This is a genomic window from Mycobacterium sp. ST-F2 (assembly GCF_001905655.1).
Taxonomy (GTDB): Bacteria; Actinomycetota; Actinomycetes; order Mycobacteriales; family Mycobacteriaceae; genus Mycobacterium.
The window spans coordinates 40,379-64,800 of the sequence record NZ_JMHT01000046.1 but is presented as its reverse complement, the minus strand read 5'-3'; the positions used below and the strand labels follow the sequence as shown (position 1 = coordinate 64,800).

Genomic DNA, 24,422 nt, shown 5'->3' with positions numbered 1-24,422 from the left:
CCACTTAGCTTGTGGGACTGTCACTTTCGTCATCGCCTCCTCCCTCGGGTGGGTACAGCGTGGGGTGCCAGTATTGGTTTGTTCGGGGTTGGCCGGTGTCCAGCAGGGGTGGTGGGGTCCAGTGGGCGCGGCCGTTTTTCATGGTGCTGGTCCAGCCGGTGGTGTCTTCGAGGCGGTTGTCGCAGCCACAGGCCAGGGCCATGGTGGTGACGTCGGTTTGTCCGCCGCGGGTCCAGCCGGGGATGTGGTGGGCCTGGCAGCCCGCGGCCGGGACGGTGCAGTCGGGGCGGGTGCAGCCCCCGTCCCGGGTGAACAGGGCCAGGCGTTGGCCGGTGGTGGCGGTGCGCCGCGCCCGACCCAGATACAACGGCACATCACCATGGTTGTCGAACACCGCCAGGTAGCAGGACGCGCCCGTACGGGCAGCCAGATTCAGCAGATCCTTGACCGGGAGCTGGGTGCCGGTGTGCGTCACGGCGACCCCGGCGCGGTCCTCGAGCTGCTCGAGGGTGCAGGTCGCCACGATGGTGACCGGGAAACCGTTGTGCTCACCCAGATCGGTGGACAGCAGCAGCAGGCCGATGGTTTCCCAGGCATCGTGCTGGCGCTGGGCCACGGTGCGGGTGTCCGCGTCGATCTGCTCTTGGGTGGGTGTGCCCGTGGTGCACGGCTGCGGGTCGGCGGGGTTGCACATGCCCGGCGCGGCGTATTTGGCCATCAACGCTTCGAAGGTCGCGCGGGCGGCCGGGGTCAGCACACCACGCAGCTGCGACGTGCCATCAGCAGCCTGTTTAGACACCACCAATGCCCGGTCCCGGTACGGGTCGGGGTCGCGGTCATCGGGTTCGGGGCCGTCCTGATCCAACTCGTAGAGCTTGCGCCGGACCACCGATCGCAGCGATTCAGGGGTGAGATTGCGGGCCGCGGCCACCAACGCGGATTCAGCCTCATCGACTCTGGACAGGTCGACCCAGGTGGGCAGTTTCGCGAAAAACGATTCGATGACATCAACATGATCACCGTTGATCGCCCCCTCGGCGACGGCGGCGGCGACATGCGGGCGCAGCGGCGGCAACACCTCCCCGGTCAGGGACATGCGGGGCCCCAGCAGTTCGGCGTGCCGGACCCGGCGCCGGGCCTCGTCGCTGCTGAGCCGGTCCCGGAAGCGCAGCGCGTCGGCCCAGTTTTTCGCCCCGATGTCTTTGGCCGTGGTCTGGGCCGCCAGAGCGGCCTGGATGTGGTGATCGACCGCCGCGGCGGCGCAGGCCAACCGTTCCCGCTCCGATTGCAGCGCCAGCAGCTCCGGCACCGACAGGGTGCTGTAGTCCAGGGACGCCACCCGGGCCAGCGCCGTGCCGAGGCCGGTGTAGGCCTCGTCGACGGTGAGCGTGCTGGCAATGTCCATATTCGAACACTAGTACGAACCACCGACAGAATCGGTCGCGGACTGTGACGCCAGGTACCTACCGTGACCAGAGAAACCAACGCGACCAAAGTTTTTCGAACGGACTCCGCCGAGGGATATCCGGTTGGTGAATCCACCCCCGTGTTGCGCGATGAAGATCGCAGGCAGATGTCGAATTGGCGAGGTATTGGCCACGACGGGGTGATGGTTCTGCGCGACAGTCAATTTGCCGCGAAACACCTGTTAGGTTGCTGAATCGACAGCCACCCGGGCGCAGCAAGGAACCAAGGTGACCATTTCACGTAGGGCATGGACTGCTGCCATCGCGGCACCGACGATTGTGGCGTTGGGGTTCGCCGCGAGTGCGCACGCCGAGCCGCCGCTGCTGAACGGAATCTTCTCCGGGGCCGAGGGAGACCCGGGCATTACCTGGACGATCACGTCCCAGTGCCGCCCGGCAGGGTGTACCGCCGACATCGCCAGCATCAAGGGCTGGCGGAGCGTCGCCAAATTAGTCGATGGCCGCTGGGATTTCGCGATTACGAAGCCCGACGGAGCCATCTGTGCGGACGGTCGTTATGAGCCGGCGTACATCTTGATGTCGATCGATCCGGTGACGCTCGACGGGGTCATCACGAATGATTCGAACTACGGCTGCCCGGGCGGCACGGTCACGCAAGAGCCGTTTCGGCTGGTTCAGGTCGGCTGAACGTCAGGTGCGGCTGCGGAGCACGTTGAACACGCCACGCACCGCACTCTCGGTGACCGTGATGGGCGACAGCACCGTCTCCGCGACGCCGACGATCGCTTCGACACGCGTCACGATCGCCTCCATCCGGTCGACCACGCCGAAAATGCGCGGCGCGAGTTCGTCGATCTGAGTGATGGTCTCGTTGAACCGCGACATCGTGGTGTCGAGGTTGTCGGTCAGCGTGCTGAGTGTGGCCAGCGTGCCTTCCATATCGACCAACAGCGCATCGACCTGGGAGACCGTCACGTCGGCGTTCAGCGCCGCCTGAGTGAGCGTCCGGATACGGCCACCAACCGGACGGGTCCGTCCATCGCCTTTGTCGACCATGCCTACAGCTTCGCCGCTGCCGCCGCGTCGAGCAACCAGACCGTCGCCTCGGTGCCGATCGCGCCGGCTGCTGGAATATCAACGGCCGCAGCGCCACCGACGGCGGCCGCCACCGCATCCGCCTTCTCGGCGCCGGCAACCACCAGCCAGACCTGACGGGAGCGACGGACTGCGGGCAGTGTCAGCGTGATCCGTCGCGGCGGCGGCTTGGGGGAGTCGGTGACAGCGACGACGAACCGCTCGGTCTCGCGGACGGCGTCAGTGTGCGGGAACAGTGAGTTGACATGACCCTCGCCGCCCATGCCCATCAGATGCACGTCGAATTCCGGTGTGGGCGCACCGTTTCCGGCAACTGCAGCCAACTCGCGCTCGTAGGCCGCGGCTGCCGCATCGATGTCGTCACCGAAATCGCTGTCGCTCGCGGCCATGGCGTGGACGTTGTCGGCTGGTATGGCAACGGAATTCAGCAGCGCTTCGCGAGCCTGCTTGATGTTGCGGTCGGCATCGTCGGCCGGGACGTAGCGGTCGTCGCCCCAGAACAGGTGCACCTTGGTCCAGTCGATCGGATGCCCGCCGACGTGCTTGAGCAACTTGATGCCGGTACCCCCGCCGGTGAGGACGATGTACGCCACGCCGCGAGCCTCGATCGCGCCGTTGATGGCCGCAACGAGACGGTCACCCACGGCGGTCACCAAAGCATCAGCGTCGGGGTACTTCTCGATGATCTGTTCAGACATAGATGACCTTGTCCAGGCCCTGCAGGGCGCGGTGGTAGATTTCGTCGGCGTCGAGCCGCCGCATCTCTTCGGCGAGGCAATCGCGAGCTTCTCGGCGTGCCAGGGGAATTCGAGCGTTGGGGCGGCCGGTGCGCTTCAGCTCAGCGGTGACCCCGGCCTGCGGACGACTCAGCGAGATGGTCTCGCTGGGCCGGACCAGCTCCACCTTGAGATCGCCGACCGCGCGCTGCACCGGGCCGTCGATGCAACTGGCCAGCCAGCCCGCCAGAATGTCCAGTGCGGGTTCGTCTTTCAGGCCCGACACCAGCGCCGACGTGATCGGCTCGTATGGCGCCTGATCGACCGCGGACGCGAGCAGGGCCCGCCAGTAGGTGACGCGGCTCCACGACAGGTCGGTATCGCCGGAGGTGTATCCGGCCAGTCGACCCTTGATGGAGGCCAGGGGATCGGCGCCGTTGGTTGCGTCGGTGATGCGCCGGACAGCCAGCTTGCCCAACGGATCGGCCGCGGGAACAGCCGGTGCCGCATCGGGCCACCAGGTCACCACCGGAGTGTCGGGCAGCAGGAACGGCGTCACGACGCTGCTCGCATGGCCGGCCAACGGACCCGAGAGTCGCAGCACCACAACCTCATTGGCGCCCGCATCCCGGCCCACCCGCAACTGCGCGTCGAGTCGGGGTGCCGCCGCCGATACGTCGCCCGGGATCACCACGATGACGCGACAAGGGTGCTCGCGGCTGGCGGTGTTGGCCGCCTCGATGGATTCCTCCAGGAGCATCTCGGAAGTAGGCGCAACCACCAAAGTCAGGACTCGGCCGAGGGTGATGGCGCCACCCTCTTCGCGCAACGCGACGATCTTCTTGTTGATGGCACCGGTGTTGGTGTCGGGCAGATCGAGAATCACGGCCGCCTCCATTCACGGCCAGACCGCCGCAGCATCTCGAACGCCGACTCCGGACCCCACGTGCCAGACTCGTAGGCCTCGGGTCGCCCGCCGGCCGCATCCTGCGCGGCCCAGTGTTCCAGCGCGGGATCCAATATCTTCCAAGACAATTCGACTTCCGCGTTCACCGGGAACAGTGACGGCTCGCCGAGCAGGACATCGAGGATCAAGCGCTCGTAGGCCTCGGGGGAATCCTCGGCGAACGCCGACCCGTAGGAGAAGTCCATGCTGACGTCGCGGACCTCCATGAGGTGGCCCGGCACCTTCGAGCCGAACCGCAGCGTGATGCCTTCGTCCGGTTGCACCCGGATCACCAGTGCGTTCTGACCCAGCTCATCGGTCATGGTGGCGTCGAACGGCAGGTGGGGTGCCCGTTTGAACACCAGAGCGATCTCGGTGACCCTGCGGCCCAAGCGCTTTCCGGTGCGCAGATAGAACGGCACGCCGGCCCAGCGTCGGGTGTCCACTTCCACGGTGATGGCTGCGAAGGTCTCGGTGGTCGAGGTCTTGGAGAAGCCTTCCTCATCCAGCAGTCCGACGACCTCTTGGCCGCCCTGCCAGCCGGCGGCGTACTGGCCGCGAGAAGTGGTCTCGTCCAACGGTTCTGCCAACCGGGTCGCCGAGAGCACCTTGATCTTCTCGGCCTGCAGCTCACCGGGGGAGAAGTTCACCGGTTCTTCCAGCGCCGTCAGCGCCAACAGTTGCAGCAGGTGGTTCTGGATGACATCGCGCGCCGCCCCGACACCGTCGTAGTAGCCACCACGTCCACCGAGTCCGATGTCCTCGGCCATGGTGATCTGCACGCTGTCGACATAGTGCGAGTTCCACACCGGCTCGAACAGTTCGTTGGCGAACCGCAGCGCCAGAATGTTCTGGACGGTCTCCTTGCCCAGATAGTGGTCGATACGGAACACCGACGACTCCGGGAAGACGCTGTTGACGACACCGTTGAGCGCCTCGGCACTCGCCAGATCGTGGCCGAACGGCTTCTCGATGACGACCCGGGACCAGCAGCCGTCGGGCTTGTTGGCGAGGCCGGACTTGGAGAGCTGCTCGCACACCTGCGGGAACGCGTTCGGCGGAATCGACAGGTAGAACGCGTGATTGCCGCCGGTGCCGCGTTCCTCGTCGAGTTTGCGCAGCGTGTCGGCGAGCCGCGCGAACGCCTCGTCGTCGTCGAACGTGCCCTGGACGAAGCGGAATCCCTCGGCGAGGCGGTCCCACACCTCCTGGCGGAACGGCGTGCGGGCGTGCTGCTGCACAGCGTCATGGACCACCTGACCGAAGTCCTCGTGATCCCAGTCGCGCCGGGCGAAACCGATCAACGAGAACGTCGGCGGCAGCAGCCCCCGGTTGGCGAGGTCGTAGATCGCCGGCATCAGCTTCTTGCGGGCGAGATCTCCTGTGACGCCGAAGATCACCACCGCGCACGGGCCGGCGATGCGGGGCATGCGCTTGTCGCGCTTGTCCCGCAGGGGGTTGACCCAATCCGCCGGCCGCCCGCTGCAGTCGTTCATTTCAGGGCGTCGAGTTGACCCTGCGTGGCCTCGAGCAGTTCGCCCCAGGACTTTTCGAACTTGTCCACGCCCTCGACCTCGAGAAGGTTGAACACGTCATCGAGATCGATGCCGACGGCCGACAGCTCGTCGAACACGACCTGCGCGGCGGCGGCCGTTCCGGTGATGGTGTCGCCGGTGATCTTGCCGTGGTCGGCGACGGCTTCCAAGGTCTTCTCCGGCATGGTGTTCACCGTGTCGGCGGCGACCAGTTCGGTGACGTACAGGGTGTCCGGGTAGTCCGGGTTCTTCACGCCGGTCGACGCCCACAGCGGACGTTGCACGCGCGCGCCGGCCGCCTTGAGCGTCTCGAACTGTGCCCCGCCGAACACCTGCTCGAAGGCCGCGTAGGCCAGCCGGGCGTTGGCGACGCCGGCCTTGCCGCGCAGACCCAGCGCGGAGCCGCCGATCTTCTCCAGCCGGGCGTCGATCTCGGTGTCCACGCGGGACACGAAAAACGAAGCGACAGAGTGGATCCTGGACAGGTCATGTCCGGCTTCGCGGGCCTTCTCCAGGCCCGTCAGGTAGGCGTCCATCACGGCGCGGTGGCGCTCCACCGAGAAGATCAGCGTGACGTTGACCGAGATGCCCTCGGCGATGACGGCGGTGATCGCGGGCAGACCCGCGAGCGTCGCCGGAATCTTGATCAGCAGGTTCGGCCGGTCGACGATCTTCCACAGCTCGATGGCCTGCAGGATCGTCTTGTCGGTGTCGTGGGCCAGCCGCGGGTCGACCTCGATGGACACTCGGCCGTCGACGCCGCCGGAGGCCTCGTACACCTTGGCCAGCACGTCGCACGCGTTGCGGACGTCGTCGGTGGTGACGGTGCGGATGGTGGCGTCCACATCGGCGCCACGCGACGCCAGCTCGTGCACCTGCTCGTCGTAGGCCGTGCCCTTCGACAGCGCGGCCTGGAAGATCGACGGGTTGGTGGTGACGCCGACGACGCTGCGGGTGTCGATTAGCTGCTGCAGGTTTCCGGTCTGCAGCCGCTCACGCGACAGGTCGTCGAGCCACACGGAGACACCGGCGGCGCTCAGCGCCGCGAGGTTCGGGTTCTGAGTCATGAGGGTGCTCTTTTCTGAATCGATTGTCAGTTGTCCAACGAGCGTTCCGCGGCGGCGACGACGGCCTCAGCGGTGAAGCCGAACTCCCGGAACAGGGTCTTGTCGTCGGCCGATGCGCCGTAGTGCTCGATCGAGATGATCTCGCCGGTATCACCGACCAGCTTGTGCCAAGGCTGCGCGATGCCGGCCTCGACTGCAACACGCGCCGAGACGTCGGGCGGCAGCACCGCGTCGCGGTACTCCTTCGGCTGCGCCTCGAACCATTCCAGACACGGCATCGACACCACGTAGGCGACGATATCCTTGTCCGCCAACAGCTTCTGGGCCTCAACGGCCAGCTGCACCTCGGAGCCGGTCGCGATGATGATGACGTCGGCATCGTCGGCCGGGTTACCGCCGCCGAGCACGTAACCGCCCTTGGCGGCGCCCTCCGAAGACGTGCCCTCCAGCACGGGTACCCCCTGACGGGTCAGGATGAAACCGGTCGGGTTGTTGCCGTGAGTGCGCTGCAGGATGGTGCGCCAGGTGTAGGCGGTCTCGTTCGGGTCGGCGGGACGAACCACCGACAGGTTCGGGATGGCACGCAGCGCGGCCAGGTGCTCGATGGGCTGGTGCGTCGGGCCGTCCTCACCCAGACCGATCGAGTCATGGGTCCAGATGTAGATCGGGTCGATGTTCATCAGCGCGGCCAGGCGCACCGCCGGACGCATGTAGTCGGCGAACTGCAGGAAGGTACCGGCGAACGGGCGCGTCGGTCCGTGCAGCACGATGCCGTTGAGGATCGAGCCCATGGCGTGCTCGCGGATGCCGAAGTGCAGCACGCGGCCGTACCAGTCGGCGGTGTAGTCCTCGGTCGAGATCGACGGCGGACCGAACGACTTCACGCCGTTGATGGTGGTGTTGTTGCTGCCCGCGAGGTCGGCTGAGCCGCCCCACAATTCGGGCAGCTTGCCGGCGACGTCGTTGAGCACCTTGCCGAACGCGGCGCGGGTCGCGACGGCCTTGCTACCGGGCTCCCAGTACGTCAGGTCGGCGTCCCAACCCTCGGGCAGTTCGCCGGCCTCCAGGCGGTCCAGCAGCTTCTTGCGCTCGGGCTCCTTGGCGGCCCACGCCTCGAACGCGACCTGCCACTCGTCGTGCGCCTTCTTGCCGCGGGCGACCAGCTCGCGGGTGTGGGCGATGACCTCGGGCTTCACCTCGAAGCTCTTGTCCGGGTCGAAGCCCAGGACCTTCTTGGTGGCCGCGACCTCGTCGGCGCCCAGCGCCGAACCGTGCACACCACCGGTGTTCATCTTGGTGGGGGCGGGGTAGCCGATGATCGTCCGCACCGAGATGAACGACGGCCGGTCGGTGACCGCGCGCGCAGCGGCCAGGGCCTCTTCGATCGCGGTGACGTTCTCGCCGCCCTCGACCTCCTGCACGTGCCAGCCGTAGGCGCGGTACCGCGCGCAGGTGTCCTCGGAGAGCGCGATGTTGGTGTCGTGCTCGATGGAGATCTTGTTGTTGTCCCACAGCACGATCAGGTTGCCGAGCTGCTGGGTGCCGGCGAGCGACGACGCTTCGCTGGTCACGCCCTCTTCGATGTCACCGTCGGAGGCGATGACGTAGATGAAGTGGTCGAACGGGCTCTCGCCGGGAGCGGCGTCGGGGTCGAAGAGCCCGCGCTCGTAGCGCGCGGCCATCGCCATGCCGACCGAGGAGGCCAGGCCCTGGCCCAGCGGGCCGGTGGTGATCTCGACGCCCTTGGTGTGGCCGTACTCGGGGTGGCCGGGGGTCAGCGAGCCCCAGGTGCGCAGCGCCTCGATGTCGGCCAGCTCGAGGCCGAAACCGCCCATGTACAGCTGCAGGTACAGCGTCAGGCTGGAGTGCCCACACGACAGAACGAAGCGGTCACGGCCGATCCAGTGGGTGTCGGACGGGTCATGACGCATCTGGCGCTGGAACAGGGTGTAGGCCAGCGGGGCGAGGCTCATGGCGGTTCCGGGATGGCCGTTACCGACCTTCTGAACCGCATCCGCGGCCAGCACTCGTACGGTGTCGACGGCGGCCGAGTCCAGCTCGGTCCAGTCGTCCGGGTGGTGCGGGCGGGTGAGTTCGGAAATCTCTTCGACAGTGGTCACGGGCGCACTCCTGCTTCGGGTACTTCGGGAAAGACTGGGTCGCGGCAAATTGCAAGCGAGCTGCATGACTACCCTAATGCGCGCCGCTCGCGCGGTGCAGACCGCTTCACCTTTGACCTGTCCGCGATTGGGTTTCTGTTCACCTGAAACCACCCTGCGGTGTCGAGCACTCAGGTGCGCGGTCTACCATCGTCTGTAGTAGAGGCTGCGCGGCCGTGACTTCCGAGGAGATATCTGCGTGAGCATTCGCGAGCGCCGTTCTGTCCACGGGGCGCACGGTTTCGGTCCCGGAGCTGCGGCGTCTGACGAGTCCGTCACCAAGTCCCCGAACCGGGTTCGGGACACGTTGCTGGCCTACATCGCCCTCACCAAGCCGCGCGTCATCGAACTGCTGCTGGTGACCACGATTCCCGCGATGCTGCTTGCCCACCGCTTCGATGTGGTGGCCAGCCAGGGCCCGATCAAACCGCTGCTGATCCTGAACACGCTGGTCGGCGGCCTCCTCGCCGCCGCCGGTGCCAACACCCTGAACTGTGTCGCGGACGCCGACATCGACAAGGTGATGAAGCGCACGGCCCGCCGGCCGCTGGCCCGGGCGACCGTCCCCACCCGGAACGCGCTGATCTTCGGCCTGGTGCTGACCGTCACGTCGTTCCTGTGGCTGTGGCGCTCCTCGAACCTGCTGTCGGGCCTTCTGGCCCTCGCGACCATCGCCTTCTACGTGTTCGTCTACACACTTCTGCTGAAGCGCCGTACCTCGCAGAACGTGGTGTGGGGCGGCGCTGCCGGCTGCATGCCGGTGATGATCGGCTGGTCGGCGGTCACCGGCACCATTCAGTGGCCCGCGCTGGTGATGTTCCTGATCATTTTCTTCTGGACGCCGCCGCACACCTGGGCGCTGGCCATGCGTTACAAGGAGGACTACGAGGCAGCCGGCGTGCCGATGCTGCCCGTCGTCGCCACCGAGCGCGAGGTCACCAAGCAGATCCTCATCTACACCTGGGCGACCGTCCTGACGACGCTGGCGCTGGCGCTGGCCACCGGCTGGCTGTACGCGGCCGTCGCGCTCGTCGCCGGCGTCTGGTTCCTGGTGATGGCACACCAGCTGTACTCGGGCGTCAAGCGTGGCGAGCCGGTGAAGCCGCTGCGCCTGTTCCTGCAGTCGAACAACTACCTGGCTGTGGTGTTCTGCGCGCTGGCGGTCGACTCGGCCCTCGCGCTGCCGATGTTGATCCACTGATCCGACCCGCTAGCTTGGGGCTATGCCCCAACTGGTGAGCCCTGACAACTTCGCCCGCGCCGAATCCGACATGTACTTCGGCGGTATCGTCCGCGACAACGGCTTCGGTGCCTTTTTCCACAACCGTGAACTCAGCTCGGTCGACCACCAGATCGTCATCCGGCAGAACCGCGACACCCTCTACTCGGCAGCGGTGTTCGACCTCGACGCCGGGCCCGTCACCGTAACGCTCCCGGACAGCGCGGGCCGGTTCATGTCGCTCCAGATCATCAGCGAGGACCACTACACGACCCAGGTTGCCTATGCGCCGGCGTCGGTGACGCTGACGCGCGATGAGGTGGCGACCCGCTACGTCGTGGCGGCGATCCGGACGCTCGTCGACCCCGATGACGCCGCCGACCTGGCCGCAGTGCATGCGCTCCAGGACGCCGTCACCGTCGCTCAGGACGCGCCTGGCAGCTTCACCATTCCGGACTGGGATGCGGCCAGCCAGAAGACGGTTCGCGATGCGCTCGTAACGCTCGCCACCACGCTCCCGGACACCAAGGCCATGTTCGGCACGGCGGCCGACACCGACCCGGTGCGGCACCTGATCGGCTCGGCGAACGGCTGGGGCGGCAATCCCGAGCGCGACGCCTTCTACCTGACCGTCGTGCCGCCGCGGAACGACGGCACGACGGTGCATCGGCTGACGGTCAAAGACGTTCCGGTGGACGGGTTCTGGTCGGTCACCGTCTACAACAGCGGTGGTTACTTCACGGCCAACGAGCAGAACGCCTACTCGCTGAACAACATCACGGCGACCAAGGACGCCGACGGCGGCACCACCATCCAGTTCGGCGGCGCCGACGGTGCCAACGTGCTGCCGATCACCCCGGGCTGGAATTACACCGTGCGGCTGTACCGGCCCCGCCCGGAGATTCTCGACGGCAGCTGGACGTTCCCGGCGGCGGAACCGGTCTAGGGCACCAGCACGACCGAGCCGACGGTCAGGCGGGACTGCAGGTCGGCGTGTGCGCGGGCGGCATCGGCCAGTGGATAGCGCTGACTCACCGTCACGTTGATGGTGCCGTCGGCGATGGCCTGCAGCAGTTCGCCTGCCCGCCATGAGAATTCATCGGCGGTGCGGGTGTAGTGCGTCAGACTCGGCCGGGTGACGAAAAGCGAGCCTCCGCGGTTGAGTTGTTGCAGATCGAACGGCGGCACCGGCCCGCTGGAGGCGCCGAACAAGGCCAGGGTGCCGCGCACCGCGAGGCTGGCCAGGCTGGCGTCGAACGTGGCGGCGCCGACCCCGTCGTACACGGCGGCGACGCCCTCGCCTCCGGTGAGCTCGCGGATCTTGGCACCGAACTCGGCGGGATCGTCGGGGTAGTCCAGCACCTCGACGGCGCCCGCCTGCCGGGACAGCTCGGCCTTGTCGTTGTTGGAAACGGTGGTGATGACGCGCACCGCCATGCTGGTGGCCCACTGCGTCAGGATCAGCCCGACACCGCCCGCGCCGGCGTGCAGCAGCACGGTGTCGCCCTGCTGCACTGGATACGTCGACTTGATCAGGTAGTGCGCCGTCATACCCTTCAGCAGAGAGGCGGCGGCGACGTCGGGCTCGACGCCCTCGGGCACGTACGCCACGTAATCGGCTGGTGCGACGCAGTATTCGGAGTAGGTCCCTTTCGCAGCGGCCGTGACGACCCGGTCGCCGACCGCCAGGGCTGCCACGTCGTCACCGACCGCGGTGATGGTGCCGCACACCTCGTCGCCCGGGATATAGGGGACCTCACGCTGGTACAGCCCGGAGCGGAAGTACGTGTCGATGAAGTTGACGCCGATGGCCTCGGCCTTGATCAGAACCTCACCCGGCCCCGGGGTGGGCTCGGGACGTTCGACGAGGGACAGGACTTCCGGACCGCCGAGTTCGGCGACTTCGATGGCGTGCATGGCACCTATCATTCCAACGTGAAGCTCGCGAGGCCCGACATCCGGCATCCCCGTGTCGTCTTGGCAGGTTGTCAGGCCCTCGTCGAAGGCGACGGGGACGACGACGGTTTGGTCGGCGCGCTGCGCAACCGCGGATTGCACGCGCACTGGCTGGCCTGGGACGACCCGGCCACGCTGCGGGCTGATCTGGTGATCCTGCGAGCCACGTGGGACTACACCGAGCGGCACGACGAGTTTCTGGCGTGGACCAAGCAGGTGCGCAATCTGCTGAACGCGCCTGCCGTGGTGGCGTGGAACTCCGACAAGCGGTATCTGGCCGATCTGGCTGCGGCCGGGGTGCCGACCGTCCCCAGTGGTTTCTTCGCGCCGGGGGAGTCGGTGTCGGTGCCCCGCGGTGAGGTCGTGGTCAAGCCGGCGGTGGGTGCGGGTTCGGTTGGCGCGCAACGTTTCACCGATGCCGTCGCGGCCGCTGCGCACGCCGCCTCGCTGCAGGCCGAAGGTCGCACCGCGTTGATCCAGCCCTACGACGCGCGCATCGAAGCGGGGGAGACCGCGCTGGTGTTCCTGGCCGGCATGCAGTCGCACGCCTTCATCAAGGGGCCGATGTTGCCGCCCGCCGGCGGCAGTGTGGAGATGCACGAATCCGGCACGTACGCCGAGGAGCAGCTGCAACCGGCCGACCCGGACTTCGAACTGTGGGATGTCGGTTACGCGACGTTGGATGCGGCGGCAGCGCATCTCGGCATCGAGCCGACGGAGTTCCTGTACGCCCGGGTGGACGTCATCGGGGACCGCCGGGATCCGCGGCTATTGGAACTCGAACTCGTCGAACCGGGGCTGGGCTGGCGACAACTGGCCGAGCCCGAACGTGCTCTGGCGCAACGGCAATTCGCTCTCGGTGTCGAGTCAGCTCTGGAGCGGCTGGGACTCGGTCCGCTGTCGCCGTAGTTACGTCTCGGCGACGGGATCGACTGTGCGCAGTCCCAGGGCAGCAGCCACCTGCAGCACGCCGGCGTCATGACTGACCATGACCGTGCCACTGCCCAGGCTCAGGGCGGTGGCCAGGTGAATCGCATCGAGGGTCTTGACGTGCTCAGTGATCGATTCGGCTGTCGTGAGGACGGACTCACTCAGCGGCGCGGTGGCGATCTTGTCCAACAGGTAGTCACGCTCGAGCACTGGGCGCTGCTGCCGACGCAGGACTCGCGTGAGCTCGGTTTGCAGGATGCGCGACGACACCACCTCGTGCTGTTCGGTGGCCTCGTCGAACCAAGCCACCGCACTTCGGTGACCTTCGATCGCGTAGACGGCGACGGACGTGTCGAGGTAGTAGCGCGTCAACGATCCGATGCCATTTCGGCAAGGAGCGCGTCGATCTGCTTGGCGGACTTTCGGGGCAGATCTCGCTCGGCGAGACGCGGAGCGGCCGGATTGCGCGGCGGAATGATTCCCGACGACTCCGAATCCACCGGAACCAGGCGGGCGACGGGGTGCCGGTGCCGAGTGACGACGTAGGTTTCGCCGGCGGCAACGTCTTCGAGCGCCGCGGTCGGGTTCTGCCGCAGCTCGGCGACGGTGATCGACTTCATCACGATGATTGTAGATATCATATCTACAATCATCTAGGTTAGCGTGTCATCGCTGTAGCACCATGCGGTATTCATTTAGATGTGGTCTGTGCCGTATGACGAGCCGCGTGACGACCATGACCGCGGCATTCCGGACTACCGAGGACTGGCCTCCCAAATTGGGCACAGCCTTGCCGCCAACGGGCCGAACATCATCGCTCCCAACGGCCGCGCGTTCTGGAAGCTCACCGACGCCGACAGTGGTGCGCTCGCGTGGCTGGCGTTCACTCCGGAGTTGCCAGTGCTAGCGCCTGCAAGCCGGGGCTACGCCTAAAGTTGTCAGTGGTCAGGTTTACCGTCGCGATTGAAAGGGGGTGCCATGGCGCAGCCAATTCTGAAGTTTCCCGACTACTGGTCCGAAGCCGATCTGGGCGATCTGCCTGCGGACGGGCACCGCTACGAGATCGTCGACGGGAGCCTGCTCGTGACGCCGCCGCCGCTGGACAGTCACCAGGCGATAAGTGGCAATTTGTACTTCATCCTGCGGACTGCGGCTCCGGCCGGCTGGCGTGTTCTGTACGAGGTCGGTGTTCGTGTCCCGGGCGGAAATTTCATTCCTGACCTGGTTGTTCTCAAGCCTGATTCGGCCCGCGGGGTCGAATGGCGCGAGTCATCCGACGTTGCCCTCGTCATCGAGATTGCTTCGCGCTCAACTGAACTCGTCGATCGGAGTCTGAAGGTCATCAAGTACGCCGAAGCGGGAATCCCAAACTACTGGCGGATTGAGGGCGACGGAACGGTCGAAGTTCGCGCGCTCACCGACGGTCAGTACGTCATGAAGGGCACGATTGCGCCCGGGGAACCGGCACACCTTGCCGAGCCCTTCAGTGTGGAATTCGACCCCGCGAATCTCACCGATTAGTGGAGCTTGGGTCTCGGCGAGACCGCATCGACGCCCATAGCGCCGCCGTGGCTGCGGTGCAGGCGCCGGCGCCCGCGACATGGATGGCGACGAGAACCGCGGGCACGCCGGTGTAGAACTGGACCGCACCGACCGCGCCCTGGGCGAGCACCAGCCCCGCCAGGACCGCCAGCCGCAGCAGCACGGGCTTGGGGGCGCGCACTGCGAGCAGCGCGAAGCCCAGTCCGATGACGAAGCTCAGGTAGGCCACCAGCAGCGACGAGTGCAGGTGCGCCAAATCGGTGATCTCGACCTGCAGTCGCTTGACCGGTTGCAGGGCGCTCTTGTCGCCGGCATGCGGTCCGGCGCCGGTCACCAGCGTTCCGGTCACCAGCACCGCGGACAGCGTCACGGCGGTCAGGGCAGTGAACCAGCGCAGCGGCTGCGGTACGACGAGTTGGTCGGTGCCCGAATCGGATTCGCCGATCTTGACGTAGAGCAGCACCGCCAGCCAGACCATCACCATCGACACCAGGAGGTGGACGGCGACGGTCCACCACAGCAGCCCGGTACGGACCGTGATGCCGCCGATGATCGCCTGCACCACAGTCGACGCCGGCATCAGCCAGGCGTACAGCTTGACCTCGCGGCGGCGGCCGGCGCGGATGACGGCGAGAACCGCCAGGGCGGCGGTCAACACGACGCCGAACGTGAACATCCGGTTGGTGAACTCGACGGCCTGGTGCACCACGGGCACTTCGGCGTGGGGCACCGGTACGAAGCTGCCAGGGAAGCATTGTGGCCAGGTCGGGCAGCCCAGTCCGGAAGCCGTGACCCGGACGATCGCCCCGGTGACGGCGATGCCGCCCTGGGTCAGGATGACCAGGAACGCGATGAGCCGCTGGACCCGAAGTGAGGGGATGGGCAGCTTGTCGAGCACAGGCTGATGGTAGATCAGTGCTAACTACGTGGCGTAGTAGGGGCGACGAACGGCACCAGCACCTGATCGACGAGGTCGACCACCAGCTCGTCGGTGATGGCGTCGCCGGTGATGAGGAGTCGGTGCCACAGCACGCTCTGGCCGAGCTCGCGGGCGATCTCCACGGGCACGTCGGCGCGGACGTCGCCGCGGGTCACCCCGCGCGCCAGGAGGTCGGCCATCTCCTGCTTGCGCCAGCCGATCACGTCGGCCCGGAACGCGGCGGCGAGTTCATCGTCCCCGGTCATCGCGGCGACCACCGCTCGCATGGTGGCGGCTTGCGGCCCGGTGAACACCGCGGCCCAGCCGCGCAGCACCGCCAGCATGTCGCCGCGGTAGCTGCCGGTGTCGGTGTGCGGTATCGCCGCTTTCGCGTTGCGCAGCAAGGTGTCTCGCAGCAATGCGGCACCGTCGGGCCAGCGTCGGTAGAGCACCGGTTTGCTGGTGCGGGCCGCGGCGGCGACGGCCTCCATGGTCACCCCGGCCGGTCCCTGCTCGGTGAGCAGCGTCATGACCGCGGCGCGGATCGCCGCATCGAGTTCGTCGCCGCGTCGTCGCATCAGACCTCCTTGAAGAAACGCTTGCGTATCTTAACCGATGAGCCTAGCGTCTTGTTAAGAAACGGAATCGTATCTTGGAGGAAGCCATGAGCCGCCCGAACTTGTACCCGCTGCGAGCCCTCGACACCGCGACCGTCCGTTACACCCGGGCGCCCCACGGCCGTCGCCGGGTGACCATCGAGCACCGGCCGCTACCTGGGGTGACTCCGCTGATGCTTCTCGACTGGTTCACGCACCTCGGCGGCACCATGTGTTACGGCGACCAGATCATCGACCGGTACCTGGCGTGGCACCCCGTCGACCACATCCGATGGGAACTGGCCCGCCCGGCGCCGACCGGCGGCGCGGCCGAAGGTGCTCGGTTCCGCATCGTCGAGGCGTTCGGTGGACGGCCGGACTACCGCGTCGACGTGGTGGACAGGGTGGAAAAGCTCGACGAGACCGGTATTCGGCTCGTACAGCGGGTGGCCGGCGTGATCGTGTTCAGCCTCGAACACACCTGGTCAGCAGGGGCCGAAGGGGCGCACTACGTCAGCGTTGTCGACGTCGGTGCGCGGTCGGCGCTCATGGCGCCGGTCAACCGGCTGCTGCTCCGGCGGTTTCCCGACGACATGGTGCGGGCCTGGGTGAAGCACAACATCGAAGAGGTCGGGCAGCTGGAACATCTGCTGCCGCAGTTGCTGCCCGTCAGCTGAACCGGAACCAGCGCAGCGCGGCCAGTCCGGCGAGCACGCCCCACGCGGCCAGCACCGCAATGCCGAACCAGTCGACTGACAGCGTCATCGCCTGGGTCAGTGATTCGGTCAGTGCGCCCGACGGCGTCAGCCTGGCCACCCAGCGCAGCGCCTCGGGGACGACGCGGTGCTCGATGGTCAGGGCGCCGAGCCCGGCCAGGATGAACCACAGCAGGTTCGCCAGGGCCAGCACGATCTCGGCCTTCAGCGTTCCGCCGAGCAGCAGGCCCAGCGCGGCGAACGAGGCGGTGCCGAGCGCGATGACCACCGCGCCCAGCAGCAGGCTCAGTGGGCTCGGCCGCCAACCCAGCGCAATACCGATGCCGCCCAACAGGATTGACTGCAGGAACACCGTGGTGACCACGGCCAGCGACTTGCCGGCGATGATGCCCCACACCGGCAGTGCGGTGGCGCCGAGGCGTTTGAGCGCGCCGTAGCGCCGATCGAAGGCGACGGCGATGGCCTGCCCGGTGAACGCTGTCGAGATCACCGCCAGCGCCATGATCGGCGGGGTGAACGTCCCCGGGCGGTGGTCGCCCAGCGAGCCCAGCGGCAGCAGCGTGAGCCCGATCAGCAGGGTGATCGGGATGAACATGGTCAGCAGCAGCTGCTCGCCGTTGCGCAGCAGCAGCTTGAGCTCCAGGCTGTACTGCGCCGCGAGCATCGCGGGGATGGCCGCGGGCCGCGGATCCGGGGTGAACGTCCCGGGCGCGAACCGGTTTGTCGCTGTACTCATGCGCGATCCGCCTTCGCTACTCGCCGGCCACTCATGACCGCAGCTCCCGTCCGGTCAGATCGAGGAACACGTCCTCGAGGCTGCGCTGCTCGACGCGCATGTCGGTGGCCAACACGTTCAGGCGCGCGGCCCACGCGGTGACGGTGGCCAGCACCTGCGGGTCGATCTGGCCTTCCACCAGGTATTCGCCGCCGGCGGCCTCGGTGGCGCGGTAGCCCTCGGGCAGCGCGGAGATCAGCAGCGACAGATCCAGCTTGGGTGGTGCGGAGAAACGCAATTGGTTCTCGGCGCCACCCCGCATGAGATCGGCGGGCGTGCCGGCAGCCACTGCGGCGCCGTGGTCGATGATCACGATGTGGTCGGCCAGTTCCTCGGCCTCGGTCAGCTGGTGGGTGGTCAGGACGACGGTCACGCCGTCACGGCGCAGGCCTTCGATCAATTCCCACACCACGATTCGGGCGTGGGCGTCCATGCCGGCGGTGGGCTCGTCGAGGAATACCAGCTCGGGGCGTCCGACGATGGCGCACGCCAGCGCCAGGCGCTGCTGCTGGCCACCGGAGAGCCGGCGGTAGGTGGTGCGGGCGGCCTCGGTCAGGCCGAGGGTATCCAGCAGCCACTGCGGATCGAGCGGGTTGGCCGAGTACGCGGCGACCAGATTCAGCATCTCGCCGGCCTTGGCGGCGGGATAGCCGCCGCCGCCCTGCAGCATCACGCCGATGCGGGCGCGCAGCTTGGCGTTGTCGGCCGTCGGGTCCAGGCCCAGGATCGAGATGCTGCCGGAGTCGGGCTTGTTGAAGCCTTCGCACATCTCGACGGTGGTGGTCTTACCGGCCCCGTTGGGTCCGAGCAGGGCCAGCACCTCGGCGCGCTGCACCTCGAGATCCAGGTTGTTCACGGCCTGGATCTCGCCGTAGCGCTTGCTGACGCCGCGCAGCAATACGGGCGTCTCAGTGGAACTCACGGGGATTCAGCGTAAGCGTCGGGCCTGGCAGCGGAGCTACCAGGGGCGTCACCGTTGTCTGTATCCGGCAATCCGCGCCACGGCAGCCGGTTCCGGGTCAGCGCGATCAACAACAGCACGATGACGGTGCTGGCCAGGGTGGCGTCGAGGATCTGGAACAGCGCGAACCGGTCGCCGTTGGCCGTCGGGCCGAAGACGCCGACGACGAACGTCACCACGATGGTGGTGCCGCGGAAGCCCGGCCGGGTGGCCCAGCAGGCCAGCGGGATGATCGCCCACAGCAGGTACCACGGCTGCACGACGGGGAACAGCAGGACCGTCGCACCCATGGCAACACCGAGGCCGCCGAGTGGGTGCAGCCGGCCGCGTAACACCGACAGCAGCAGCCAGCTGACCAGCACGCCGATGACGAAGACGCCGATGCCACGGGTCAGGCCGAGGACTGCGGTGGTGTGGTCGCCGAGCCCCAGCAGAATGCCGACCTGCCCGGTGCCGAGCGCGACGAGTGTCGGCGGCGACATCCAGGACCGCACGACGTTCGCGGTACCGAGGGTGAACAGCCAGCCGAAGCCCAGGCCGCTGGCCCAGCCGATGAGCGCCATGACCGCGAGCGCGACCACGCCCAGCGGCACGCAGGCCTGGAAGAACGCTTTGACCGTCCCGCCCAGGCGGCGCGCGAGGGCCATGGCCACGAAACCCAGCGCCAGCAGCGACGGCAGCTTGATCTGCGAGGACATGGCGATGAGCACCGTGCCGGTGAACAGCATCGCCAAGGGCCACCACCGCGCCCAGTCGTCGCGGTGCCGCGGCCAGCGGAGCGGCCGGGGGATGAGGGGGCGGCCGGAATCGATGCCACGCATCGCGAATTCGGTGCCGGCCAGCATCAGTCCGAGCATCGGTGCTTCGTTGTGGATGCCCGCGATGAGGTGCATGAAGAGCAGGGGATTACACGGCCCCAGCCACAGGGCGCTGACCTCGGCGACGCCGCAGCGGCGGGCCAGCCGTGGCGTTGCCCACACCGTGGCCGCGACGCCGAGCAGCACGACCAGCCGGTGCGAGAGCACTCCGGCGACGATGTTGTCGCCCGTCAGCTCCGAGATGCCGCGGCCGATCCATAAGAACAGCGGCCCGTAGGGCGCCGGGGTTTCGCGCCACAGGCTGGGCACCGTCAGGGTGAAGACGTGGTCGAGACCGAGTCCCGTGGCCGGGCCGACGCGGTACGGGTCCAGGCCGATACTGGCTATCTGGCTCTGCGCCAGATAGGAGTAGACGTCCTTGCTGTACATCGGCGGGGCGATCAGCAGCGGCAGCGCCCAGAGCAGCAGCGTCTGGTCCAGCTGGCTGCGGGACATGCGGCGTTTGCCCAGCGTGTACCGGCCAAGCATCAGCCAGGCGAGGGCCATCATGACGGCGCCCGTGGTGGTCATGGTCAGCGAGACGGTCTGGATGCGCGACGGCAGGTTCAGCAGGCGCACCCCGAACGTCGGATCCTGGACGACGGGCCGGGCGCCGGCGCCGAGCGCGCCGATGGCCATCAGTACCGTTCCGGTCGCGCCGAACAGGCGGGTCCGCCGCAGCGAGGCGACCTCGGAGGCGTTGAGCGGGGAGCCGACGGACGGCTCGTCGGCATGCCAATGCGCGACGGCCGTGCTCAGGTGCTGAAGGCGGTCGGGCATCAGAGCAGATTAGCCGTAGGCCTGTTCGGCATCGTTGAAGTCGGGCGACGCCGGTGATAAGGGTTACCTTCCTAGATTCGGTTACTGAATTCCGTCACAATGGTGTTGTGAAATTGTCGTCTGGAGCTCCCGAGGCTGCCGGCACCGCGACCGCGGTGGCGTCGGCGACGGCTGTTTCCGACGGCCACACCCGCTCGGCCATCGTGCAATTGCTGCTGGAAGGCGCGGTTACCGCGAGCCAGATCGGCGAGCAGCTCGGCATCTCGGCCGCCGGTGTGCGGCGTCATCTCGACGCGCTCATCGACGCAGGCGACGCCGAATCCAGTGCTGCCGCCGCATGGCAGCACAACGGCCGCGGCCGGCCCGCCAAGCGCTACCGGCTGACCGCCGCGGGGCGTGCCAAGCTCGGCCATACCTACGACGATCTCGCCGCCGCTGCCATGCGCCAGCTGCGCGAGATCGGCGGCGACGATGCCATCCGCACGTTCGCGCGTCGTCGAATCGACTCGATCCTGTCGGGCGTCAGCGCCACCGACGATGTCACCGACACGGCGGACCAGGTGGCGGCCGCGCTGACCAAAGCCGGCTACGCCACCACGACGACCCCGGTGACGGGCCCGATCGGCGGGGTGCAGATCTGCCAGCACCACTGCCCCGTCTCGCACGTCGCCGAGGAGTTCCCCGAGCTGTGCGACGCCGAGCGCGAAGCGTTCGCCGAGGTTCTCGGTACGCACGTGCAGCGGCTGGCCACCATCGTCAACGGGGACTGTGCGTGTACGACGCACGTTCCCGTCATCCCTGAGCACGCAGTCCACTCGATCCACCCCGCGACCCAAGAAGAAGGAGTGTCGCAATGACGACCACCCCGGAACAGTTGACCCAGGAGGAGACCATTGCCTCCCTGGGCACGTACGGCTACGGCTGGGCTGACAGTGATGCCGCCGGCGCCGCCGCGACCCGTGGGCTGAACGAGGCTGTCGTCCGCGACATCTCCGCGAAGAAGAACGAACCGGAGTGGATGCTCGACTTCCGGCTCAAGGCGCTGCGCATCTTCGACAAGAAGCCCATGCCGCGCTGGGGCAGCGATCTCGACGGCATCGACTTCGACAACATCAAGTACTTCGTGCGGTCCACCGAGAAGCAGGCCACGTCCTGGGAGGAACTGCCCGAGGACATCAAGAACACCTACGACCGCCTGGGTATCCCGGAGGCCGAGAAGCAGCGCCTGGTCGCCGGCGTCGCCGCGCAGTACGAGTCGGAGGTCGTGTACCACCAGATTCGCGAGGACCTCGAGGCGCTGGGCGTCATCTTCCTGGACACCGATTCGGGCCTGCGCGAGCACCCCGAGCTGTTCAAGCAGTACTTCGGCACCGTGATCCCCTCCGGTGACAACAAGTTCTCCGCGCTGAACTCCGCCGTGTGGTCGGGTGGCTCGTTCATCTACGTGCCGCCGGGCGTGCACGTCGACATCCCGCTGCAGGCCTACTTCCGGATCAACACCGAGAACATGGGCCAGTTCGAGCGGACGCTGATCATCGCCGACGAGGGCTCCTACGTGCACTACGTGGAGGGTTGTACCGCGCCGATCTACAAGTCGGACTCGCTGCACTCGGCCGTCGTCGAGATCGTGGTGAAACCCGGTGCGCGCGTTCGGTACACGACCATCCAGAACTGGTCCAACAACGTCTACAACCTGGTCACCAAGCGAGCACGCGCCGAGGCCGGCGCGACCATGGAGTGGATCGACGGCAACATCGGTTCCAAGGTCACCATGAAGTACCCGGCGGTCTGGATGACCGGCGAGCACGCCAAGGGCGAGGTGCTCTCCGTCGCGTTCGCCGGTGAAGGCCAGCACCAGGACACCGGTGCCAAGATGGTGCACCTGGCTCCGAACACGTCGAGCAACATCGTGTCGAAGTCGGTGGCCCGTGGTGGCGGACGGTCGTCGTACCGCGGCCTGATCCAGGTCAACAAGGGCGCGCACGGCTCCAAGTCGAGCGTGAAATGCGATGCGCTGCTGGTCGACAACGTCAGCCGCTCGGACACGTACCCGTACGTCGACATCCGTGAAGACGACGTCACGATGGGTCACGAGGCCACGGTCTCGAAGGTCAGCGAGGATCAGATGTTCTATCTGATGAGCCGCGGCCTGACCGAGGACGAGGCCATGGCGATGGTGGTGCGCGGCTTCGTCGAGCCCATCGCCAAGGAACTGCCAATGGAATACGCGCTCGAGCTGAACCGGCTGATCGAGCTGCAGATGGAAGGCGCTGTCGGTTAGTGAGTAATTTGACTGAGGCGGCGGAAGGCATCGTCGCCAACAAGGGTGAGCTGTTCACGTCCTTCGACGTCAACGCTTTTGAGGTGCCGCACGGCCGTGACGAGCTCTGGCGGTTCACGCCGCTGAAGCGTCTGCACGGCCTGCACGACGGCTCCGCGGTCGCCACCGGCGCTGCGCGCGTTGAGGTTTCGGAACGGGACGGCGTCACGGTCGAGACCGTCGGTCGCGATGACTCGCGGCTGGGTCAGGGCGGCGTACCCGCGGACCGCGTTGCCGCACAGGCGTATTCGTCGTTCGCCGAGGCCACTGTGGTGTCGGTCGGTCGCGACGTTCAGGTCGCCGAGCCCATCGAGATCGCCATCGCCGGTCCGGGTGAGGGCAAGACCGCCTACGGCCACCTGCAGCTGCGAGTCGCAGAACTCGGCGAGGCCGTCGTTGTCATCGACCAGAGCGGCAGCGGAACCTACGCCGACAACATCGAATTCGTCGTCGGTGACGCAGCGCGGTTGACCGTCGTGTCGATCGCCGACTGGGCCGACGACGCGGTGAACGTCAGCACCCACCACGCGACGCTGGGCAAGGACGCCGTGCTGCGGCACGTCGCCGTCACCCTCGGCGGCGACGTCGTGCGGCTGACCTCGCGCACCCGCTACCTGGGTCCCGGCGGCGACGCCGAGATGCTGGGCCTGTACTTCGCGGACGAGGGTCAGCATTTCGAATCGCGCCTGCTGGTCGATCACGCAGTGCCCAACTGCCGCTCCAACGTGTTGTACAAGGGTGCGCTGCAGGGCGATCCGGACTCGAAGAAGGCCGACGCCCACACCGTGTGGATCGGCGACGTGCTGATCCGAGCCGCGGCCACCGGCACCGACACCTTCGAGGTGAACCGCAACCTGGTGCTCACCGACGGCGCCCGCGCCGACTCGGTGCCCAACCTGGAGATCGAGACCGGCGAGATCGTCGGCGCCGGGCACGCCAGTGCCACCGGACGTTTCGACGACGAGCAGCTGTTCTACCTGCAGGCCCGCGGTATCCCCGAGGACCAGGCCCGCCGCCTGGTGGTCCGGGGCTTCTTCGGCGAGATCATCCAGAAGATCGCCGTGCCGGAAGTCCGCGAACGCCTCACCGCCGCCATCGAACACGAACTTGAACTGACTGAAGGACGCAACAACTCATGACCACACTGGAAATCAAGGACCTGCACGTCTCGGTCACCGCACCCGACGGTGCGGACGTCCCGATCCTCAAGGGCGTCAACCTGACCGTGAAGTCGGGCGAGACCCACGCGGTCATGGGGCCCAACGGTTCTGGCAAGTCGACGCTGTCGTACGCCATCGCCGGTCACCCCAAGTACACCGTCACCTCCGGGTCCATCACCCTGGACGGCGAGGACGTGCTGGAGATGAGCGTCGACGAGCGCGCTCGCGCCGGCCTCTTCCTGGCCATGCAGTACCCCGTCGAGGTGCCCGGCGTCTCGATGTCGAACTTCCTGCGCACCGCCGCCACCGCGGTCCGTGGCGAGGCCCCCAAGCTGCGCCACTGGGTCAAAGAGGTCAAGACGGCCATGTCGGAGCTGGACATCGACCCGGCGTTCGGCGAGCGCAGCGTCAACGAAGGCTTCTCCGGTGGTGAGAAGAAGCGCCACGAAATCCTGCAGCTGGGCCTGCTGAAGCCGAAGATCGCCATCCTCGACGAGACCGACTCGGGCCTGGACGTCGACGCGCTGCGCGTGGTGTCCGAGGGCGTCAACCGGTACGCCGAGGCCGAGCACGGCGGCGTCCTGCTGATCACGCACTACACCCGCATCCTGCGCTACATCCGTCCGCAGTTCGTGCACGTCTTCTTCGACGGCCGCATCATCACCTCCGGTGGTCCGGAGCTGGCCGACGAGCTCGAAGAGAACGGCTACGAGCGCTACACGCAGGCCGCGGCTGCAGGAGCCTGA

The 24,422-nt window shown here is 67.2% G+C and carries 27 protein-coding genes; 12 read left to right on the top strand and 15 right to left on the bottom strand.

Annotated features, from left to right (window positions below):
* Window positions 1-4: 4 nt before the first annotated feature.
* The gene (locus tag EB75_RS17530; protein ID WP_073696614.1) at window positions 5-1,405 is read right to left on the bottom strand and encodes an HNH endonuclease signature motif containing protein; all 1,401 of its coding nucleotides are present in this window, start codon (window positions 1,403-1,405) and stop codon (window positions 5-7) included.
* 63 nt (window positions 1,406-1,468) lie between these two features.
* Between EB75_RS17530 and EB75_RS28865 the strand changes: the two genes are divergently transcribed.
* A complete protein-coding gene (locus tag EB75_RS28865) occupies window positions 1,469-1,660 on the top strand; it encodes a hypothetical protein (RefSeq protein WP_142239674.1) in 192 nt (63 codons plus the stop codon).
* Window positions 1,661-1,745: 85 nt separating this feature from the next.
* Entirely contained in the window at window positions 1,746-2,114 is a 369-nt protein-coding gene (locus EB75_RS17525) for a hypothetical protein (protein WP_286150234.1), read from the top strand.
* 3 nt (window positions 2,115-2,117) lie between these two features.
* On the opposite strand, the gene EB75_RS17520 is transcribed toward EB75_RS17525, so the two are convergent.
* From EB75_RS17520 to tkt, 6 genes are read right to left on the bottom strand one after another with little or no spacing between them, the layout of a single operon-like run.
* The gene (locus EB75_RS17520) at window positions 2,118-2,483 is read right to left on the bottom strand and encodes an ATPase (protein ID WP_073696612.1); all 366 of its coding nucleotides are present in this window, start codon (window positions 2,481-2,483) and stop codon (window positions 2,118-2,120) included.
* Window positions 2,484-2,485: 2 nt separating this feature from the next.
* Complete coding sequence (gene pgl, locus EB75_RS17515) at window positions 2,486-3,220, bottom strand: 6-phosphogluconolactonase (protein WP_073696611.1); 735 nt, start codon at window positions 3,218-3,220, stop codon at window positions 2,486-2,488.
* Window positions 3,213-4,124 (bottom strand): glucose-6-phosphate dehydrogenase assembly protein OpcA, encoded by a 912-nt coding sequence (opcA, locus tag EB75_RS17510; RefSeq protein WP_073696627.1) that lies wholly within the window; start codon window positions 4,122-4,124, stop codon window positions 3,213-3,215. Before opcA ends, pgl begins: the two co-directional genes overlap by 8 nt.
* Entirely contained in the window at window positions 4,121-5,680 is a 1,560-nt protein-coding gene (gene zwf / locus EB75_RS17505; protein WP_073696610.1) for a glucose-6-phosphate dehydrogenase, read from the bottom strand. The genes opcA and zwf overlap by 4 nt, the downstream gene beginning before the upstream one ends.
* Complete coding sequence (gene tal / locus EB75_RS17500; protein ID WP_073696609.1) at window positions 5,677-6,786, bottom strand: transaldolase; 1,110 nt, start codon at window positions 6,784-6,786, stop codon at window positions 5,677-5,679. The genes zwf and tal overlap by 4 nt, the downstream gene beginning before the upstream one ends.
* A 26-nt stretch (window positions 6,787-6,812) precedes the next feature.
* Window positions 6,813-8,906 carry a transketolase gene (tkt, locus tag EB75_RS17495; protein WP_073696608.1) on the bottom strand — a complete coding sequence of 698 codons (2,094 nt, stop codon included), beginning with the start codon at window positions 8,904-8,906 and terminating at the stop codon, window positions 6,813-6,815.
* Window positions 8,907-9,144: 238 nt separating this feature from the next.
* Between tkt and EB75_RS17490 the strand changes: the two genes are divergently transcribed.
* Entirely contained in the window at window positions 9,145-10,146 is a 1,002-nt protein-coding gene (locus EB75_RS17490; protein WP_083612378.1) for a heme o synthase, read from the top strand.
* A gap of 34 nt (window positions 10,147-10,180) precedes the next feature.
* Entirely contained in the window at window positions 10,181-11,110 is a 930-nt protein-coding gene (locus tag EB75_RS17485; protein ID WP_174557690.1) for a DUF1254 domain-containing protein, read from the top strand.
* Here the strand turns inward: EB75_RS17485 and EB75_RS17480 are convergent.
* The gene (locus EB75_RS17480; protein WP_073696606.1) at window positions 11,107-12,081 is read right to left on the bottom strand and encodes a quinone oxidoreductase family protein; all 975 of its coding nucleotides are present in this window, start codon (window positions 12,079-12,081) and stop codon (window positions 11,107-11,109) included. The two genes, EB75_RS17485 and EB75_RS17480, sit on opposite strands and share 4 nt — an antisense overlap.
* An 18-nt stretch (window positions 12,082-12,099) precedes the next feature.
* Here EB75_RS17480 and EB75_RS17475 point away from each other — a divergent pair, with 18 nt between their 5' ends.
* Window positions 12,100-13,029, top strand: a complete 930-nt coding sequence (locus EB75_RS17475; RefSeq protein ID WP_073696625.1) for an ATP-grasp domain-containing protein — start codon at window positions 12,100-12,102, stop codon at window positions 13,027-13,029.
* Here EB75_RS17475 and EB75_RS17470 read toward each other — a convergent pair whose 3' ends face one another.
* Entirely contained in the window at window positions 13,030-13,422 is a 393-nt protein-coding gene (locus EB75_RS17470) for a type II toxin-antitoxin system VapC family toxin (protein ID WP_073696605.1), read from the bottom strand. It abuts the gene before it with no gap.
* Window positions 13,419-13,670 carry a type II toxin-antitoxin system Phd/YefM family antitoxin gene (locus EB75_RS17465; RefSeq protein WP_073696604.1) on the bottom strand — a complete coding sequence of 84 codons (252 nt, stop codon included), beginning with the start codon at window positions 13,668-13,670 and terminating at the stop codon, window positions 13,419-13,421. The genes EB75_RS17470 and EB75_RS17465 overlap by 4 nt, the downstream gene beginning before the upstream one ends.
* Before the next feature lie 88 nt (window positions 13,671-13,758).
* On the opposite strand from EB75_RS17465, the gene EB75_RS17460 reads away from it, so the two are divergent.
* A complete protein-coding gene (locus tag EB75_RS17460; protein WP_142239672.1) occupies window positions 13,759-13,983 on the top strand; it encodes a hypothetical protein in 225 nt (74 codons plus the stop codon).
* 30 nt (window positions 13,984-14,013) lie between these two features.
* Window positions 14,014-14,571 (top strand): Uma2 family endonuclease, encoded by a 558-nt coding sequence (locus tag EB75_RS17455; protein WP_217267709.1) that lies wholly within the window; start codon window positions 14,014-14,016, stop codon window positions 14,569-14,571.
* On the opposite strand, the gene EB75_RS17450 is transcribed toward EB75_RS17455, so the two are convergent.
* Window positions 14,561-15,490, bottom strand: a complete 930-nt coding sequence (locus tag EB75_RS17450; protein ID WP_174557689.1) for a COX15/CtaA family protein — start codon at window positions 15,488-15,490, stop codon at window positions 14,561-14,563. The genes EB75_RS17455 and EB75_RS17450 overlap by 11 nt on opposite strands.
* A gap of 20 nt (window positions 15,491-15,510) precedes the next feature.
* Window positions 15,511-16,092 carry a TetR/AcrR family transcriptional regulator gene (locus EB75_RS17445; RefSeq protein WP_073696600.1) on the bottom strand — a complete coding sequence of 194 codons (582 nt, stop codon included), beginning with the start codon at window positions 16,090-16,092 and terminating at the stop codon, window positions 15,511-15,513.
* An 83-nt stretch (window positions 16,093-16,175) separates the two neighbouring features.
* Here EB75_RS17445 and EB75_RS17440 point away from each other — a divergent pair, with 83 nt between their 5' ends.
* Window positions 16,176-16,784, top strand: coding sequence for a hypothetical protein (locus tag EB75_RS17440; RefSeq protein ID WP_073696599.1), 609 nt, complete (start codon window positions 16,176-16,178; stop codon window positions 16,782-16,784).
* Here EB75_RS17440 and EB75_RS17435 read toward each other — a convergent pair.
* Genes EB75_RS17435 through mptB form a run of 3 tightly spaced genes read right to left on the bottom strand, consistent with a single transcriptional unit; the run spans window position 16,777 to window position 20,196 of the window.
* On the bottom strand, window positions 16,777-17,559 hold the full coding sequence (locus tag EB75_RS17435) for an ABC transporter permease (protein WP_073696598.1): 783 nt from the start codon (window positions 17,557-17,559) through the stop codon (window positions 16,777-16,779). The genes EB75_RS17440 and EB75_RS17435 overlap by 8 nt on opposite strands.
* Before the next feature lie 31 nt (window positions 17,560-17,590).
* Window positions 17,591-18,526, bottom strand: coding sequence for an ABC transporter ATP-binding protein (locus tag EB75_RS17430; protein WP_142239671.1), 936 nt, complete (start codon window positions 18,524-18,526; stop codon window positions 17,591-17,593).
* Window positions 18,517-20,196 carry a polyprenol phosphomannose-dependent alpha 1,6 mannosyltransferase MptB gene (gene mptB, locus EB75_RS17425; protein WP_073696596.1) on the bottom strand — a complete coding sequence of 560 codons (1,680 nt, stop codon included), beginning with the start codon at window positions 20,194-20,196 and terminating at the stop codon, window positions 18,517-18,519. Before mptB ends, EB75_RS17430 begins: the two co-directional genes overlap by 10 nt.
* 113 nt (window positions 20,197-20,309) lie before the next feature.
* On the opposite strand from mptB, the gene EB75_RS17420 reads away from it, so the two are divergent.
* From EB75_RS17420 to sufC, 4 genes are read left to right on the top strand one after another with little or no spacing between them, the layout of a single operon-like run.
* On the top strand, window positions 20,310-21,053 hold the full coding sequence (locus EB75_RS17420) for a helix-turn-helix transcriptional regulator (RefSeq protein WP_142239677.1): 744 nt from the start codon (window positions 20,310-20,312) through the stop codon (window positions 21,051-21,053).
* The gene (sufB, locus tag EB75_RS17415) at window positions 21,050-22,477 is read left to right on the top strand and encodes a Fe-S cluster assembly protein SufB (protein WP_073696595.1); all 1,428 of its coding nucleotides are present in this window, start codon (window positions 21,050-21,052) and stop codon (window positions 22,475-22,477) included. Before EB75_RS17420 ends, sufB begins: the two co-directional genes overlap by 4 nt.
* The gene (gene sufD, locus EB75_RS17410) at window positions 22,477-23,655 is read left to right on the top strand and encodes a Fe-S cluster assembly protein SufD (protein ID WP_073696594.1); all 1,179 of its coding nucleotides are present in this window, start codon (window positions 22,477-22,479) and stop codon (window positions 23,653-23,655) included. The genes sufB and sufD overlap by 1 nt, the downstream gene beginning before the upstream one ends.
* Entirely contained in the window at window positions 23,652-24,422 is a 771-nt protein-coding gene (gene sufC / locus EB75_RS17405) for a Fe-S cluster assembly ATPase SufC (RefSeq protein WP_020100570.1), read from the top strand. The genes sufD and sufC overlap by 4 nt, the downstream gene beginning before the upstream one ends.

Excerpts from the sequence above, each read along its gene's own strand:
- zwf (WP_073696610.1), bottom strand. The coding sequence starts at position 5,680 with ATGAACGACTGCAGCGGGCGGCCGGCGGATTGGGTCAACCCCCTGCGG.
- EB75_RS17435 (WP_073696598.1), bottom strand. The coding sequence starts at position 17,559 with ATGAGTACAGCGACAAACCGGTTCGCGCCCGGGACGTTCACCCCGGAT.
- mptB (WP_073696596.1), bottom strand. The coding sequence starts at position 20,196 with ATGCCCGACCGCCTTCAGCACCTGAGCACGGCCGTCGCGCATTGGCAT.
- EB75_RS17440 (WP_073696599.1), top strand. The coding sequence starts at position 16,176 with ATGAGCCGCCCGAACTTGTACCCGCTGCGAGCCCTCGACACCGCGACC.
- pgl (WP_073696611.1), bottom strand. The coding sequence starts at position 3,220 with ATGTCTGAACAGATCATCGAGAAGTACCCCGACGCTGATGCTTTGGTG.
- EB75_RS17520 (WP_073696612.1), bottom strand. The coding sequence starts at position 2,483 with ATGGTCGACAAAGGCGATGGACGGACCCGTCCGGTTGGTGGCCGTATC.
- EB75_RS17480 (WP_073696606.1), bottom strand. The coding sequence starts at position 12,081 with ATGCACGCCATCGAAGTCGCCGAACTCGGCGGTCCGGAAGTCCTGTCC.
- sufC (WP_020100570.1), top strand. The coding sequence starts at position 23,652 with ATGACCACACTGGAAATCAAGGACCTGCACGTCTCGGTCACCGCACCC.
- EB75_RS17530 (WP_073696614.1), bottom strand. The coding sequence starts at position 1,405 with ATGGACATTGCCAGCACGCTCACCGTCGACGAGGCCTACACCGGCCTC.
- sufB (WP_073696595.1), top strand. The coding sequence starts at position 21,050 with ATGACGACCACCCCGGAACAGTTGACCCAGGAGGAGACCATTGCCTCC.
- EB75_RS17465 (WP_073696604.1), bottom strand. The coding sequence starts at position 13,670 with ATGAAGTCGATCACCGTCGCCGAGCTGCGGCAGAACCCGACCGCGGCG.
- tal (WP_073696609.1), bottom strand. The coding sequence starts at position 6,786 with ATGACTCAGAACCCGAACCTCGCGGCGCTGAGCGCCGCCGGTGTCTCC.